The sequence below is a fragment of the Streptomyces sp. E11-3 genome (assembly GCF_046540415.1).
Taxonomy (GTDB): Bacteria; Actinomycetota; Actinomycetes; order Streptomycetales; family Streptomycetaceae; genus Streptomyces.
In genome coordinates, this window is record NZ_JAZGRL010000003.1 from 444890 (window position 1) to 459693 (window position 14804).

Genomic DNA, 14804 nt, shown 5'->3' on the forward strand with positions numbered 1-14804 from the left:
CCGGAGTTCGCTGGGGGCAGTGGGGAATGTGGGGGGTTGCTCGATGGGTGTGCGGCTCATGGTGGTCGACGATCACCGTCTGCTCGCCGAGGCACTCGCCTCGGCGCTGAAACTCCGCGGTCACCGGGTACTCGCCGCTGCCGCGCCCGCGGCCGGGGCCGCCGAACTGGTCGTGGCCAGGGCGCCCGAGGTGTGCCTGCTGGGCACCGCCACCCCCGCCGAGCCGGGGATCTTCGACCCGGTGGTGCGGATCAAGCGGGAGCGGCCGCAGGTGGCGGTCGTAGTGCTCGGCCCGGTGCCGTCGCCGCGCGGGATCGCCGCCGCGTTCGCCGCCGGTGCCTCGGGATACGTACGCCATGACGAGCGGATAGAGGGTGTCGAACGCGCCATTATGAAGGCGCGCGCGGGGGAGGCGGCGGTCGCCCCGCAGCTGCTCCAGGGGGCCTTCAGCGAGCTGCTCAACCCGGCCGCCCAGCCCGACGACGAGGGCCAGCGGCTGCTGCAGATGCTCACCCCGCGCGAGGTCGAGGTGCTGCTGCGGGTCGCGGACGGCGAGGACACCCGGCTGATCGCGGCCGGGATGGGGATAGCACCGAGCACCGCGCGGACGCATGTGCAGCGGGTGCTGATGAAGCTGGGCGTCGGCTCACGCCTGGAGGCGGCGGCACTGGCCGCGCGCACGGGGCTGCTCGACCGGGCGGGCCCGCTGGGCGGCGGCGCGGAGGTCACCGTCGATCTGCCGCAGGGCAACACCGAACCGAACTGATCCGCACACCACTCCCCACCCCCCACTCCTCATCGCGCCTCCCTGCCGCGCCTCGCACGTCACCACCGCGTGCTGGGCACAGCCGTGAGCACAGCCCTGAGTGCAGCCCCGAGCGCAGTCCTGGGCGCAGCCATTGACGCGCATGTTCGTTCATGGTTTCTTGTGTTCAATTCTGTTGGTTAGTTAGGTGCGTGGAGGAGCGGCCCCCAGTGAAGAAGACCTCGACCCGTCTCGCCGACGGTCGGGAGCTCATCTACTACGACGTGCGCGACGATGTCGTACGCGACGCGGTGGACCGGCGCCCCCTCGACCCGATCGCCACCGCGTCGGCGGTCCGCACCGACCCGCTGCTCGGCGAGTTCGTCACCATCGCCTCGCACCGCCAGAGCCGCACCTACCACCCACCGGCCGACGAGTGCCCGCTGTGCCCGTCGGACGGCGACCGGCTCAGTGAGATCCCCGACCGGTCGTACGACGTGGCCGTCTTCGAGAACCGCTTCCCGTCACTCGCCGGCGACGCGGGCCGCTGCGAGGTCGTCTGCTTCACCCCCGACCACGACGCGAGCTTCGCCGACCTCACCGACGAGCGGGCCGGTCTCGTCCTGGAGGCCTGGGCCGACCGCACCGCCGAGCTCTCCCAACTCGACTCCGTACGCCAGGTGTTCTGCTTCGAGAACCGCGGCGCCGAGATCGGCGTCACCCTGGGCCATCCGCACGGCCAGATCTACGGCTACCCGGACGTCACCCCGCGCACCGCCCAGACGCTGCGCTCGCTCGCCGCGCACCGCGAGCGGACCGGGCGCAACCTCTTCGCCGACGTCCTGGACGCCGAACTGGCCGGTGAGCGCGTGGTGCTGGCCGGTGGGCACTGGGTGGCCTTCGTGCCGTACGCCGCCCGCTGGCCGTACGAGGTCCACCTGTACCCGAAGCGGCAGGTGCCCGACCTGCTGGGGCTGGACGAAGCGGCACGCACAGAGTTCGCACAGATCTATCTGGAACTGTTGAGGCGCTTCGACCGGATCTTCGGCGAGGGTGAACCGCCGACGCCGTATATCGCCGCCTGGCATCAGGCGCCGTTCGGTCCGCTGGCGGAGTTCGACGTACGGCGCGACGAGTTCGCCCTGCATCTGGAGCTTTTCACCATTCGTCGTACGTCAGGGAAGCTGAAGTTCCTCGCGGGCTCCGAGTCCGGCATGGGCGCGTTCATCAACGACGTGCCGCCGGAGGCCGCGGCGGCAAGACTGCGAGAGGTAGCGAGTTCATGAGCGGCAGGGACAGCAGGGACGGCAGGGACGGCAGGCACGGCAGGCACGGCAGGTACGGCAGGTACGTGGTCACCGGTGGTGCGGGCTATGTCGGAAGCGTCGTGGCGGCGCATCTGCTGGAGGCCGGGCATCGGGTGACCGTGGTCGACGACCTCTCCACGGGTTTCCGGGAAGCCGTGCCCGCGGGCGCGGACTTCATAGCGGCGAGGATCCAGGACGCGGCCCAGTGGCTGGACCCGTCCTATGACGCGGTGCTGCACTTCGCGGCCTTCTCGCAGGTCGGCGAGTCCGTCGCCAAGCCCGAGAAGTACTGGGAGAACAACGTCGGCGGCACCATGGCGCTGCTCGCCGCGATGCGCTCCGCCGGGGTCCGCCGCCTCGTCTTCTCCTCCACGGCGGCGACGTACGGCGAACCGGCCGGCACCCCCATCACGGAGACCGACCCGACCGCGCCGACCAGCCCGTACGGCGCGTCCAAGCTCGCCGTCGACCACATGATCGCCGGGGAGTGCGCCGCGCACGGTCTCGCGGCGGTGTCCCTGCGCTACTTCAACGTCGCCGGTGCGTACGGCAGTTGCGGCGAGCGGCACGACCCCGAGTCGCATCTCATCCCGCTGGTGCTCCAGGTGGCGCTGGGGCGGCGGGACGCGATCTCCGTGTTCGGCGACGACTATCCGACGCCGGACGGCACCTGTATCCGCGACTACATCCACGTCGCGGACCTGGCCGAGGCGCATCTGCGGGCGCTGGACGCGGCCGTCGCGGGCGAGCACCTGGTCTGCAACCTCGGTAACGGCAACGGGTTCTCGGTCCGCGAGGTCATCGAGACGGTACGCGAGGTCACCGGGCGCCCGATCCCGGAGATCCACGCCCCGCGCCGGGCCGGTGACCCGGCGGTGCTGGTCGCCTCCGCGGCGACCGCGCACGAGCGGCTGGGCTGGCGGCCATCGCGCGCGGATCTCGCGGGCATCGTCGCCGACGCGTGGGAGTTCGCACAGAAAGAGGGACAGAACAGGGAGGGCCGGTCGTGACGGTCGCCGACGTTTTCCACGAGCTGTACGGGCGGGCCGCCGAGGGCGTCTGGGCGGCCCCCGGCCGGGTCAACCTGATCGGTGAACACACCGACTACAACGACGGGTTCGTCATGCCCTTCGCCCTGCCGCACACCACGCTCGCCGCCGCGGGGCACCGCGACGACGGCGTACTGCGGCTGCACTCCGGGTCCCCTGACGTGCCGGGCGAGGTGGTCGAACTGCCCCTGGCCGAGCTCGCACCCGGTCGCGCGGACGGCTGGGCCGACTACCCGGCCGGTGTGGTGTGGGCGCTGCGGGATGCCGGGTACCCGGTGGGCGGCGCCGATCTGCACTTCGCCTCGACCGTGCCGCACGGCGCGGGCCTCTCCTCGTCCGCCGCGCTGGAGGTCGCCACCGCGCTGGCCCTGAGCGACCTGTACGGACTCGGCATCGAGCGCGGGGAGTTGGCCGTGCTCTGCCGACGGGCCGAGAACGCGTACGTGGGCGCCCCCACCGGGATCATGGACCAGACGGCGTCCGCGTGCTGTACGTCCGGCCACGCGCTGTTCCTGGACACCCGGGACCTCTCCCAGCGCCAGGTCCCCTTCGACCTGGCCGCGCACGGGCTGCGGCTGCTGGTCGTGGACACGCGGGTCAAACACGCGCACAGCGACGGGGAGTACGGGAAGCGGCGGGCGGGCTGCGAGGCGGGCGCGGCGGCTTTGGACGTACCCGCGCTGCGGGATGTGCCGTACGCCGAACTGCCCGCGGCCCTCGCGCGGCTGGAGGACCCGGAGGTCCGCCGCCTGGTGCGCCACGTGGTCACCGAGAACGAGCGGGTGGAACGCACCATCGCTCTCCTCTCCTCGGCTTCCGACGTCCGGGCCATCGGCCCGGTACTCACCGAGGGGCACGCCTCGCTGCGCGACGACTTCCGGGTCTCCTGCCCGGAGCTGGACCTGGTCGTGGACACGGCGCTGGCGGCGGGTGCGCTGGGCGCGCGGATGACGGGCGGCGGCTTCGGCGGTTCGGCGATCGTCCTGACGGAGGAGGCGGCGGTGGCCACGGTGACCTCATCCATCGACAAGGCCTTCGCGTCGGCCGGTTACCCCGCACCCCGCGTCTTCCCCGCGGTCCCGTCGCAGGGCGCGCATCGAGTGTCCTGACGGAGCCGGCGGAGCTGACGGAGCCGACGGAGCCGACGGAGCCGATCGAGAGCACGGAGCACTGGCGGAGCTGACCGAGCCCTGTGGGGGCCCGGTGCGGGCAACTGGGTCCCCACAGAGCTCTCGTCACGTCTCACCCACCACACCTGAAACATCTCGGCCACCCAGTTCTGCAAATCACCTTCCGCTCCCGCCCCCCGGCCGTACGCTGATGCACAGCACCGGTGGGGGCCGGTGCTGATCAGGGGGCGAGACAGTCGGGTACGACGCCCGGAGTGGGGGTAGCAGTCACAGCACGGCGGCGGCCGTGCAGGCTGCGGTGATCCTTCACCCTGGGCGCCGTACCCGCACCGATCCGTCCCCCCACCGGGGTTCCGGGATCACTCCCGGAAGCCGGCAGCCGGAAGACGGAACCTGGGGGTTTCACGTGGTTCGAATCCGGGTCCTGGTCGTCGACGACCACCGCATCTTCGCCGAGTCGCTCGCGGCCGCGCTCGCCGCCGAGCCCGACGTGGACGTCTCAGCGGCGGGCAGCGGTCCGGCCGCGCTGCGCTGCCTGGAGCGGGCGGCCGCCGAGGGGCGGAGATTTGATGTGCTGCTCGTCGACGCCGACTTGGGCGGCGGCCCAACGGGCGCGCCACCGGGCATGGTTCCGGGTCCGCGCCCCGCACCCGACAGCGGCGACGACGGCCTGGTGGACGGCATCTCCCTGGTGGCGGGCGTCCGTACGGGCCAGCCCGCCGTCCGTACGGTGGTGCTCGCCGAGAAGGACGACCCGCGCCGGGCCGCGCTCGCGCTGGGGGCCGGTGCCTCCGGCTGGGTCGCCAAGGACTGCTCGCTGTCCCGGCTGCTGACCGTCATCCGCGGCGTACTGCGGGACGAGACCCATCTGCCGCCCGCTCTGCTCACCGGCGTACTGCGCGAGTTGACCGCCGCCCGCAAGCACCGCACCGAAAGCGAACGGCTGGTCGAGTCGCTCACCCCGCGCGAGCGCGAAGTGCTCCGGTGCATGGTCGCGGGCCTGGGGCGCAAAGCCGTCGCCGAGCGCCTCTTCCTGTCACCGCACACCGTTCGGACCCACATGCAGAACGTGCTGGGGAAGCTCGGGGTGCACTCGACGCTCGCGGCCGTCGCACTGGCCCGCAGGGCGGGCGTCGGTCCCGTAGACCTGACCGGGTCAGGGGATGTTGTCGAACGGGGCGGTCAGCTGGCGCAGTAGCCCGGCCAGTTCACCGCGCTGCGCACGCGACAGCTCGGCGAGGATCGCCCGCTCCTGGTGCAGCAGTCCGGCCAGTGCCTGGTCCGCGCTCTCCCGCCCCTCGGGGGTGAGGCGGACCAGCACGCCGCGCCGGTCGCTGGGGTCGGGAAGCCGCTCGACCAGGCCTTTCTTGGCCAGCCTGTCGATGCGGTTGGTCATCGTGCCGGAGGTGACCAGGGTCTGGGTGAGCAGCTGCCCGGGCGAAAGCTGGTACGGAGCACCGGCCCGCCGCAGCGAGGTGAGGACGTCGAACTCCCACGGCTCCAGGTGATGCTCGGCGAAGGCGAGCCTGCGGGCCCGGTCCAGATGGCGGGCGAGCCTGCTGACGCGGCTCAGCACCTCGAGTGGTTCCACGTCGAGGTCAGGGCGCTCACGGCGCCACGCTGCCACCAGCCGATCGACCTCGTCCTCCATGGCGATCAGTGTAGTAGGTCTGTCGACATGAAGTCTCTTGACGTCAAGAGATATATCCGGTTCCCTGTGGGCATCGTCTTGGTTCCTCGCGACGGACGCTGCTTCCGCTTCCGTCGCTCGCACCAGGCAGGGAGCTCGAACATGCATTCCGCACCAACCTGGGACCCGCAACAGTACCTTCGGCACGCCGGTCACCGGACCCGCCCGTTTCTCGACCTCCTCGCCCGCATACCCGACCTGCCCGACCTCGGGGGCGCGCCCCCACGCATCGCCGACCTGGGCTGCGGCCCGGGCAATGTCACCGCACTGATCGCCGACCGCTGGCCCGACGCCCACATCACCGGCATCGACAGCTCCCCGGAGATGCTCGCCAGGGCCGAGAAGTACGCCGGTACGACCGCGGGCGGCGGTCACCTCGACTTCCGCGCGGCCGACGCCGCGCACTGGGCGCCGGACGGCCTGTACGACCTGATCGTCTCCAACGCCGCGCTGCAGTGGGTGCCGAACCATCCCGAGTCGTTCCCGCTCTGGATCGAGGGGCTGCGCCCCGGCGGCAGCCTCGCCTTCCAGGTCCCGGGCAACTTCACCTCGCCCAGCCACGCGCTGCTCGGCGAGCTCTGCGAGTCACCCCGGTGGCGCGACCGGCTCGGCGGCCACGGCCGCCGCTATGTCCACGTACTGGATCCGGCCGACTACCTGCTGCGCCTGGTGAACCTCGGCTGCGCGGCCGAAGCCTGGGAGACCACGTACTCCCAGCTCCTCACCGGCGAGGACGCCGTCTTCGACTGGGTCAAGGGCACGGCCCTGCGCCCCGTCCTGACCGAACTCGCCGACGATCCTGACGCGGCCGCCGAGTTCCTGGCCGAATACCGCGACCTGCTCCGCAAGGCATATCCGCCGGGGCCGCACGGGACGGTGTTCCCGTTCCGCCGCATCTTCGCCGTAGCCACGAAGAAGGGCTGACGGAAGCCGACAGGAAAGGATGCCGCCCATGCTGACCGCCGTCGACCACGTCCAACTGGCCGCCCCGCCCGGCTCGGAGGACTGGCTCCGCGCGTACTACGCCGGAGTGCTCGGCATGACCGAGATCCCCAAGCCTCCGCCCCTCGCGGCCCGCGGCGGCTGCTGGTTCGAGGCCGACGGCGTCCAGCTCCACCTCGGCATCGACCCCGACTTCCGCCCGGCCACGAAGGCCCATCCGGGCCTGCGGGTACGCGACATCTCGGCGTACGCCGCCCGCTTCGCGGCCCGCGGAGCCCAAGTCACCTGGGACGACAACCTCCCGGGCCACCGCCGCTTCTACTCCACCGACCCGGTCGGCAACCGCCTGGAGTTCCTGGAACCGGACGCCTGACCTCCCCGTTCGGGTGAACGAACGATCTTCTCCCGCAGCACGGGCTCACGGATCGTACGGTCCCCGTGTCGCTTGTGCCGCAGTGGCGCCCGCGCCCACACTGATGGAGGAGGTGCTTCACGATGACCGCTCTCGCACACGAGGTTTCCCCGGCTGCGGACGACAGTCCGGTCCCCGACCTGGACGAGGTCCTGTGGCAGGCGTGGAAGTCCCTGGAGCTTCCCGAGGGCTACCGGGCCGAGATCATCGAGGGGTCCATCGAGGTGTCACCTACCGGTCGGCGTCGCCACGCCGTACTCATCAGCCGTCTCCGGCGGGCGCTGGACGCTCATATGGAGGGTGGCGAATTGGTCCCGCACCAGGACGCCAACGTCGTCTACCGCCGCAAGTCCTGGATTCCCGACATCTTCGTCGCCCCGGTCGACCTGGACGAGATCCCGGACGAGGAGGGCCTCGGCGTCGACGCGGCCGGAGTCGCAGTGATCATCGAGATCGTCTCGCCCGGCCGGACGAACGAGCAGCGCGACCGCATCCGCAAGCGCCGCGAGTACGCCCGCGCCGGGATTCCCCTGTACGTCCTCGTCGACGACCACGACGGGGACGGCGCGGTCGTCCTGCTGACGTCACCCAACCCGAAGAAGGCGATCTACACCGATGAGCACCGGGTTCCGTACGGCACGGACGCGGTGCTCCCCGAAGGCCCGGCGAAGGGCTTCGTCATCGGCGAGGACATCACCCGCAGCTGAAGGTCCGAGCGTGCTCAGAGCCTGCCGAGCGCGTCCAGCGAGATGTCGATGTCGATGTCGTACGGGACGCTGACCTTGAGGTGCTCGTGGTGGATGCCGGACAGCGCGTACGCCTTGGTCACGGGATCGAGCTCATACACCCGAACCACCGGATGCTCGTCCGAACCGGCCGTCTCGACCAGCCAGAAGTGGCGGATGCCTGCGGCGGCGTACTTGTGGGGCTTGGCGTCGTGGTCGCGGGCCTCGGAGTCTGGAGAGACCACCTCGATGGCGAGCAGGACGTCGGCGGCCTTGAAGCTGGTCTGATCAAGACTCGTGGCCGCTTCGGCGCGGACGACGGATACGTCGGGTTCGGGGCCGTTGCGGCGGTCCAGCATCACGGTCATCTCACGTTCGACCTTCAGGTCGTCTGAGACCGTGCGGCGCAGGCCGCTCATCAGCAGGTCGATCATCTTGGCGTGGAAGCGCCGCTGCGGACTCACGAAAACCAGACTCCCGTCGATCAGCTCGGTGTGCGGCGGGAGATTGGGCAGCGTGAACAGGTCGTCCACGGTGTAGCCGTCCTGCGGCGGTACCGGCCAGCGGCAGGGCTGCTCAGCGGCTGGTTCGGCGATCGGCTCGGCGGTCATGGTTCCTCCCATGTGCGGGATTCTCGGCCTGCTCCCTCACGGTAGCGGCCGGATTCCGAGAGCGTCATTACATTGAGTGACGCCGAGCGCGGCGTTGGCCTCCGGGGCGGGAGGCCAACGCTTTCAGTTCTTGCGGTGGCCTATCAGGCGCGGCTTCGGTTCCAGGCCGTCCAAGCCGTGCCACGCCAGGTTCACCAGATGCGCCGCGACCTCCGCCTTCTTCGGCTTGCGGACCTCCAGCCACCACTGGCCGGTCAGGGCGACGCTGCCGACCAGGGCCTGGGCGTACAGGGGGGCCAGCTTGGGGTCGAAGCCGCGGCTCTTGAACTCGTGGCCCAGGATGTCCTCGACCTGGGTGGCGATGTCGGAGATCAGGGAGGCGAAGCCGCCGGTGGACTGGGGGATGGGGGAGTCGCGGACCAGGATGCGGAAGCCGTCGGTGTACTCCTCGATGTAGTCGAGGAGGGCGAAGGCGGCCTGCTCGCACAGCTCGCGCGGGTGGCCCGCGGTGAGGGAGCCGGTCACCATGTCAAGGAGCCGCTGCATCTCGCGGTCCACGACGACCGCGTACAGGCCCTCCTTGCCGCCGAAGTGCTCGTAGACGACAGGCTTGGACACCCCGGCCTTGGCCGCGATCTCCTCCACCGATGTGCCTTCGAAGCCCTTCTGCGCGAAGAGCGTGCGGCCGATGTCGAGCAGCTGTTGGCGCCGCTCCGCACCGGTCATCCGGGTTCGGCGCGCGCGCCGGGGTTTGTCGCTGTTGCTGCTCGAGTCGGTCGCCACGGTGTCAATCATGCCGCGTCGGCCGCTTGCGGCTTGCGCCGGGCGGCGACCCGGGACTCCGATGGCCAGCGCACGTCGTACGCCCAGCCCAGCTGCTCGCTCCAGCGGATGATGCGGGCCGACGAGTCCAGCTGGCCCTTCAGGACGCCGTGCCGGGCCGAGGTCGGGTCGGCGTGGTGGAGGTTGTGCCAGGACTCGCCGCAGGAGAGGACCGCCAGCCACCAGACGTTGCCCGAGCGGTCGCGGGACTTGAAGGGGCGCTTGCCGACCGCGTGACAGATCGAGTTGATCGACCAGGTCACGTGGTGCAGCAGCGCCACCCGGACGAGGGACCCCCAGAAGAAGGCCGTGAAGGCGCCCCACCAGGACATCGTGACCAGACCGCCGACCAGGGGCGGGATGGCCAGCGAGAGGATGGTGAAGAAGAGGAAGTTACGGGAGATGGCGCGGATCGCCGGGTCCTTGATCAGGTCGGGCGCGTACTTCTCCTGGGAGGTCCGCTCCTTGTCGAACATCCAACCGATGTGCGCCCACCACAGGCCCTTGAGCAGGGCGGGAACGGTCTCGCCGTAGCGCCACGGGGAGTGCGGGTCGCCCTCGGCGTCCGAGAACTTGTGGTGCTTGCGGTGGTCGGCCACCCAGCGGACCAGCGGGCCCTCGACGGCCAGCGAGCCCGCCACGGCCAGCGCGATCCGCAGCGGCCGCTTCGCCTTGAAGGAGCCATGGGTGAAGTACCGGTGGAAGCCGATCGTGATGCCATGGCAGCCCAGGTAGTACATGAACACCAGCAGGCCCAGATCCAGCCAGCTGACCCCCCAGCCCCAGGCCAGCGGCACCGCCGCGAGCAGGGCCATGAAGGGGACGATGATGAACAGCAGCAGGGTGATCTGTTCCAGCGAGCGCTTCTGCTCGCCGCCGAGCGTCGCGGGCGGCAGTGCTGAGTCGTCCGTCTGCGCGGCGTCGTCGATCACGGCGGAGCTCGTGTGAAAGTCGGAGCTCGGGGTCATGGGCGTCCCCTTGTGGGGTCGAGGATGGGCGGAAGTGCTGTGCGCCGTCGCCAGATACTGGTCACGGGCCACCTACGCTCCCGTAACCTACGGCAACGTAAGTATGGCAGTGGGCGGCCCGCCCACAAGGGCCCACGGATCGGTGGTGTCGATTCGAGACCTATCCTGGTGACGTCGGACAGCGTGGTCCGCTCTGAGTCTTCCCCTCGATCCCGGCGTTCCAACGAGAACGGCCAGCGTCGCGTGACCCCGGGGAAGCGCCCCAGACGAGCTCAACACTGCAAGGAGCCGCACCTGTGAGCAGTGCCGACCAGCAGGCGACAACAACGACCAGCGCCGAGAAGTCCGAGGCCAGCAGCCCCGAGACGACCAGCGCCGAGCTGCGCGCGGACATCCGCCGCCTCGGAGATCTGCTCGGCGAGACCCTCGTACGACAGGAGGGCCACGAGCTGCTCGACCTCGTCGAGCGGGTCCGCGCCCTGACCCGCAGCGACGGCGAGGCCGCGGCCCGCCTGCTCAGCGAGACCGAGCTGGAGACGGCGGCCAAGCTGGTCCGCGCCTTCTCCACCTACTTCCACCTGGCGAACGTCACCGAGCAGGTGCACCGCGGCCGCGAGCTGCGGATCAGGCGGGACGCCGAGGGCAGTACCCTGGCGCGTACCGCCGACCGGCTCAAGGACGCCGACCCCGAGCACCTGCGGCAGACGGTCAAGCACCTCAATGTGCGCCCCGTCTTCACCGCCCATCCCACCGAGGCCGCCCGCCGCTCCGTGCTGAACAAGCTGCGCCGGATCGCCGAGCTCCTCGAAGCGCCCCGCGCCGCGGCCGACCAGCGCCGCCTGGACCTGCGCCTCGCGGAGAACATCGACACCGTCTGGCAGACCGACGAGCTCCGCGTGGTACGCCCCGAGCCCGCCGACGAGGCGCGCAACGCCATCTACTACCTGGACGAGCTGCACACCGGTGCGGTGGGCGACGTCCTGGAAGACCTCACCGCCGAGCTGGAGCGGGTCGGCGTCCAGCTCCCCGCCGACACCCGCCCGCTCACCTTCGGCAGCTGGATCGGCGGCGACCGCGACGGCAACCCCAACGTGACCCCCGCGGTCACCTGGGAGGTGCTGATCCTCCAGCACGAGCACGGCATCACCGACGCGCTGGAGATGATCGACTTCCTGCGCGGCCTGCTCTCCAACTCCATCCGCTACACCGGCGCCACCGAGGAGCTCCTCACCTCGCTGCAGACCGACCTGGAGCGGCTGCCGGAGATCAGCCCCCGCTACAAGCGGCTGAACGCCGAGGAGCCGTACCGCCTGAAGACCACCTGCGTACGGCAGAAGCTGGTCAACACGCGCGAGCGCCTCGCCAAGGGCACCCCGCACGAGCCGGGCCGCGACTACCTCGGCACCGCCGAGCTGCTGCACGACCTGATCCTGATCCAGACGTCGCTGCGCGAGCACCGCGGCGGTCTGCTCGCCGACGGCCGCATGGACCGGACGATCCGCACGCTGGCCGCGTTCGGGCTGCAGCTGGCCACGCTGGACGTACGCGAGCACGCCGACGCCCACCACCACGCGCTCGGCCAGCTCTTCGACCGCCTCGGCGAGGAGTCCTGGCGGTACGCGGACATGCCGCGCGAGTACCGGCAGAAGCTGCTCGCCAAGGAGCTGCGCTCGCGCCGCCCGCTCGCGCCGTCGCCCGCGCCGCTGGACGCCGCGGGCGAGAAGACCCTCGGCGTCTTCTCCACGGTCAGGAAGGCCCTCGCCGTCTTCGGGCCCGAGGTCATCGAGTCGTACATCATCTCGATGTGCCAGGGCGCCGACGACGTCTTCGCGGCCGCCGTCCTGGCCCGCGAGGCGGGTCTGATCGACCTGCACGCGGGCTGGGCGAAGATCGGCATCGTGCCGCTGCTTGAGACCACGGACGAGCTCAAGGCCGCGGACGTCATCCTCGACGAGATGCTCGCCGACCCCTCCTACCGGCGCCTGGTCTCGCTGCGCGGCGACGTCCAGGAGGTCATGCTCGGCTACTCCGACTCCTCCAAGTTCGGCGGCATCACCACCTCCCAGTGGGAGATCCACCGGGCCCAGCGGCGGCTGCGTGACGTCGCGCACCGGTACGGGGTACGGCTGCGGCTGTTCCACGGCCGTGGCGGCACCGTCGGCCGCGGCGGCGGCCCCTCGCACGACGCGATCCTCGCGCAGCCCTGGGGCACCCTGGAGGGCGAGATCAAGGTGACCGAGCAGGGCGAGGTCATCTCCGACAAGTACCTGGTGCCCTCGCTGGCCAGGGAGAACCTGGAGCTGACCGTCGCGGCCACGCTCCAGGCCTCCGCGCTGCACACCTCGCCGCGCCAGTCCGACGAGGCGCTGGCCCGCTGGGACGCGGCGATGGACACCGTCTCGGACGCCGCGCACTCCGCGTACCGGCGACTGGTCGAGGACCCGGACCTGCCCGCGTACTTCTTCGCCGCCACGCCGGTGGACCAGCTCGCCGACCTGCACCTGGGGTCCCGGCCCTCGCGCCGCCCCGACTCGGGTGCCGGTCTCGACGGGCTGCGGGCCATCCCGTGGGTCTTCGGCTGGACGCAGTCGCGGCAGATCGTGCCGGGCTGGTTCGGTGTCGGCTCCGGGCTGAAGGCGCTGCGCGAGGCCGGTCTGGACTCGGTGCTCGACGAGATGCACGAGCACTGGCACTTCTTCCAGAACTTCCTCTCCAACGTCGAGATGACGCTCGCCAAGACCGACCTGCGGATCGCCCGCCACTACGTCGACTCGCTGGTCCCGGACGAGCTGAAGCACGTCTTCGCCACCATCGAGGCCGAGCACGCGCTGACGGTGAGCGAGGTGCTGCGGATCACCGGCGGCGAGAAGCTCCTGGACACCAATCCCGTACTCCAGCAGACCTTCGGCATCCGCGACGCCTACCTGGACCCGATCTCGTATCTCCAGGTCACGCTGCTGAAGCGGCAACGCGAGGCGGCCGCGGCCGGCGAGGAGCCCGACCCGCTGCTCGCGCGGGCGCTGCTGCTGACCGTGAACGGTGTGGCGGCGGGGCTGCGCAACACCGGCTGACGGCCGCCCTTTGCGGCTAAGCCGCCGCCGCTCTCGCGGAGGTGGTTGGTCGGCGTTGGGGTTGCTCAATGAGTGGTTGTGGGTCGGCGCTGCTGGTCAAAGCGCGGCGAATGCCGCCACCAGCAGCGCTGCCCCGGCCAGCCCCGTCCCCCAGGCGAGCCGCGTGAGCCGCAGCCCGCCGCCGATGACCACGCCCGCCAGCACCAGCGCACCGCCCAGCGGGACCCACGCGTACAGGAAGCCCGCGCCGCCTATCCGTACGACGTCGCTCGAACCCGGCTTGATCGCGACCGGCAGCTCGGCGCCCTTGTGCTCGCGCTCGCCGATCGAGCGCTCGACGACCACCCGGTCGCGCGGCTTGGAGTCGGTGGTCGAGGGGGTGTACGAGCCCGTGCAGGTGTCGTCGCCGCAGCGGGTCACGGTCATGATGCCGCGCTCCCGGCCCTCGGTGAGCATCACATGGCGGGCGGTGCTCCAGGAGGTCCAGACACCCGCGACGACCAGCAGCAGTACGAGCAGAACGGCGCCGGTACGCCGCCCGAAACGGAGCAGGGCAGGGGCGGAGGGCAGGGCGGAACGCGTGGGGGGCATGGCCGCGATCCTTGGCCATGGGTCGGCGCCGGGTCAACCTCGGCCGGGAGCGGCCCCGCCCGGCCCGCTACGAGTTGTACGTGCTCTGGGCCCGCTCAAGGCCCTCCAGGACCAGGGCCTCCACGGCGTCCGACGCCCGGTCGACGAAGTAGCCGAGTTCCTTGCGCTCCGTGGCGGAGAAGTCCTTCAGGACGAAGTCGGCGACCTGCATACGCCCCGGCGGGCGCCCGATCCCGAACCGCACCCGGTGGTAGTCGGACCCCATCGACTTGGTCATGGACTTCAGGCCGTTGTGGCCGTTGTCACCGCCGCCGAGCTTCAGGCGCAGCGCGCCGTAGTCGATGTCGAGCTCGTCGTGGATGGCGACGATGTGCGCGGTGGGCACCTTGTAGAAGTCGCGCAGCGCGGTCACCGGGCCACCGGAGAGGTTCATATACGACATGGGCTTGGCCAGCACGATGCGTCGGCTGCCGGGACCGGGGGGACCGATCCGCGCTTCGAGCACCTGTGCCTGGGCCTTGCCGTGCCGCTTGAACGAGCCGCCGATCCGCTCGGCGAGCAGGTCGGCGACCATGAAGCCGACGTTGTGGCGGTTGTCCGCGTAGCCGGGCCCAGGGTTGCCCAATCCCACGATCAGCCAAGGGGCGTTGGCTTCTGGCGTCGTCATCCGCGCGTCTCCTGTGGCGAGGGGTGGGGTCGGGGATACGCCGGTGGCGGGGGGCCCGGGGCGGCGCCCCCCCC

At 70.9% G+C, this 14804-nt stretch carries 15 protein-coding genes; 9 read left to right on the plus strand and 6 right to left on the minus strand.

Annotated features, from left to right (window positions below; translation table 11 throughout):
* Window positions 1-43 precede the first annotated feature (43 nt).
* From U9R90_RS31605 to U9R90_RS31625, 5 genes are all read left to right on the plus strand, one after another.
* Window positions 44-766 carry a helix-turn-helix transcriptional regulator gene (locus U9R90_RS31605; RefSeq protein ID WP_411060986.1) on the plus strand — a complete coding sequence of 241 codons (723 nt, stop codon included), beginning with the start codon at window positions 44-46 and terminating at the stop codon, window positions 764-766.
* A gap of 209 nt (window positions 767-975) precedes the next feature.
* Complete coding sequence (gene galT, locus U9R90_RS31610; protein WP_411060399.1) at window positions 976-2031, plus strand: galactose-1-phosphate uridylyltransferase; 1056 nt, start codon at window positions 976-978, stop codon at window positions 2029-2031.
* Entirely contained in the window at window positions 2028-3062 is a 1035-nt protein-coding gene (gene galE, locus U9R90_RS31615) for a UDP-glucose 4-epimerase GalE (RefSeq protein ID WP_411060401.1), read from the plus strand. The genes galT and galE overlap by 4 nt, the downstream gene beginning before the upstream one ends.
* Complete coding sequence (galK, locus tag U9R90_RS31620) at window positions 3059-4210, plus strand: galactokinase (RefSeq protein ID WP_411060403.1); 1152 nt, start codon at window positions 3059-3061, stop codon at window positions 4208-4210. Before galE ends, galK begins: the two co-directional genes overlap by 4 nt.
* 427 nt (window positions 4211-4637) lie before the next feature.
* Complete coding sequence (locus tag U9R90_RS31625; RefSeq protein ID WP_411060404.1) at window positions 4638-5429, plus strand: LuxR C-terminal-related transcriptional regulator; 792 nt, start codon at window positions 4638-4640, stop codon at window positions 5427-5429.
* Here the strand turns inward: U9R90_RS31625 and U9R90_RS31630 are convergent.
* Window positions 5388-5882 carry a MarR family winged helix-turn-helix transcriptional regulator gene (locus U9R90_RS31630; RefSeq protein ID WP_411060406.1) on the minus strand — a complete coding sequence of 165 codons (495 nt, stop codon included), beginning with the start codon at window positions 5880-5882 and terminating at the stop codon, window positions 5388-5390. The two genes, U9R90_RS31625 and U9R90_RS31630, sit on opposite strands and share 42 nt — an antisense overlap.
* A 141-nt stretch (window positions 5883-6023) precedes the next feature.
* Here U9R90_RS31630 and U9R90_RS31635 point away from each other — a divergent pair, with 141 nt between their 5' ends.
* From U9R90_RS31635 to U9R90_RS31645, 3 genes are all read left to right on the plus strand, one after another.
* Entirely contained in the window at window positions 6024-6845 is an 822-nt protein-coding gene (locus U9R90_RS31635) for a trans-aconitate 2-methyltransferase (RefSeq protein ID WP_411060408.1), read from the plus strand.
* A gap of 28 nt (window positions 6846-6873) precedes the next feature.
* Complete coding sequence (locus U9R90_RS31640; RefSeq protein WP_411060410.1) at window positions 6874-7236, plus strand: VOC family protein; 363 nt, start codon at window positions 6874-6876, stop codon at window positions 7234-7236.
* A 122-nt stretch (window positions 7237-7358) separates the two neighbouring features.
* On the plus strand, window positions 7359-7982 hold the full coding sequence (locus U9R90_RS31645) for a Uma2 family endonuclease (RefSeq protein WP_411060412.1): 624 nt from the start codon (window positions 7359-7361) through the stop codon (window positions 7980-7982).
* Window positions 7983-7996: 14 nt separating this feature from the next.
* On the opposite strand, the gene U9R90_RS31650 is transcribed toward U9R90_RS31645, so the two are convergent.
* The 3 genes from U9R90_RS31650 to U9R90_RS31660 all read right to left on the minus strand — a co-directional run bounded on the left by U9R90_RS31650 (window position 7997) and on the right by U9R90_RS31660 (window position 10401).
* Window positions 7997-8623, minus strand: coding sequence for a Uma2 family endonuclease (locus U9R90_RS31650; protein WP_411060414.1), 627 nt, complete (start codon window positions 8621-8623; stop codon window positions 7997-7999).
* A gap of 111 nt (window positions 8624-8734) precedes the next feature.
* A complete protein-coding gene (locus tag U9R90_RS31655; RefSeq protein WP_411060416.1) occupies window positions 8735-9406 on the minus strand; it encodes a TetR/AcrR family transcriptional regulator in 672 nt (223 codons plus the stop codon).
* Complete coding sequence (locus U9R90_RS31660; protein WP_411060418.1) at window positions 9403-10401, minus strand: acyl-CoA desaturase; 999 nt, start codon at window positions 10399-10401, stop codon at window positions 9403-9405. Before U9R90_RS31660 ends, U9R90_RS31655 begins: the two co-directional genes overlap by 4 nt.
* 296 nt (window positions 10402-10697) lie before the next feature.
* On the opposite strand from U9R90_RS31660, the gene ppc reads away from it, so the two are divergent.
* Entirely contained in the window at window positions 10698-13472 is a 2775-nt protein-coding gene (gene ppc, locus U9R90_RS31665; protein ID WP_411060419.1) for a phosphoenolpyruvate carboxylase, read from the plus strand.
* A gap of 96 nt (window positions 13473-13568) precedes the next feature.
* Here the strand turns inward: ppc and U9R90_RS31670 are convergent, their stop codons facing one another.
* Window positions 13569-14063: a hypothetical protein gene (locus U9R90_RS31670; protein WP_411060420.1), complete on the minus strand. Its 495-nt coding sequence runs from the start codon at window positions 14061-14063 to the stop codon at window positions 13569-13571.
* Window positions 14064-14130: 67 nt separating this feature from the next.
* Window positions 14131-14730, minus strand: coding sequence for an aminoacyl-tRNA hydrolase (gene pth / locus U9R90_RS31675; protein ID WP_411060421.1), 600 nt, complete (start codon window positions 14728-14730; stop codon window positions 14131-14133).
* Window positions 14731-14804 lie beyond the last annotated feature (74 nt).

Bases quoted from the DNA above. Each gene is read 5' to 3' on its own strand.
- U9R90_RS31605 (WP_411060986.1), top strand. From the start codon at position 44: ATGGGTGTGCGGCTCATGGTGGTCGACGATCACCGTCTGCTCGCCGAG.
- galE (WP_411060401.1), top strand. From the start codon at position 2,028: ATGAGCGGCAGGGACAGCAGGGACGGCAGGGACGGCAGGCACGGCAGG.
- U9R90_RS31630 (WP_411060406.1), bottom strand. From the start codon at position 5,882: ATGGAGGACGAGGTCGATCGGCTGGTGGCAGCGTGGCGCCGTGAGCGC.
- U9R90_RS31635 (WP_411060408.1), top strand. From the start codon at position 6,024: ATGCATTCCGCACCAACCTGGGACCCGCAACAGTACCTTCGGCACGCC.
- U9R90_RS31640 (WP_411060410.1), top strand. From the start codon at position 6,874: ATGCTGACCGCCGTCGACCACGTCCAACTGGCCGCCCCGCCCGGCTCG.
- U9R90_RS31645 (WP_411060412.1), top strand. From the start codon at position 7,359: ATGACCGCTCTCGCACACGAGGTTTCCCCGGCTGCGGACGACAGTCCG.
- U9R90_RS31650 (WP_411060414.1), bottom strand. From the start codon at position 8,623: ATGGGAGGAACCATGACCGCCGAGCCGATCGCCGAACCAGCCGCTGAG.
- U9R90_RS31655 (WP_411060416.1), bottom strand. From the start codon at position 9,406: ATGATTGACACCGTGGCGACCGACTCGAGCAGCAACAGCGACAAACCC.
- U9R90_RS31660 (WP_411060418.1), bottom strand. From the start codon at position 10,401: ATGACCCCGAGCTCCGACTTTCACACGAGCTCCGCCGTGATCGACGAC.
- U9R90_RS31670 (WP_411060420.1), bottom strand. From the start codon at position 14,063: ATGCCCCCCACGCGTTCCGCCCTGCCCTCCGCCCCTGCCCTGCTCCGT.
- pth (WP_411060421.1), bottom strand. From the start codon at position 14,730: ATGACGACGCCAGAAGCCAACGCCCCTTGGCTGATCGTGGGATTGGGC.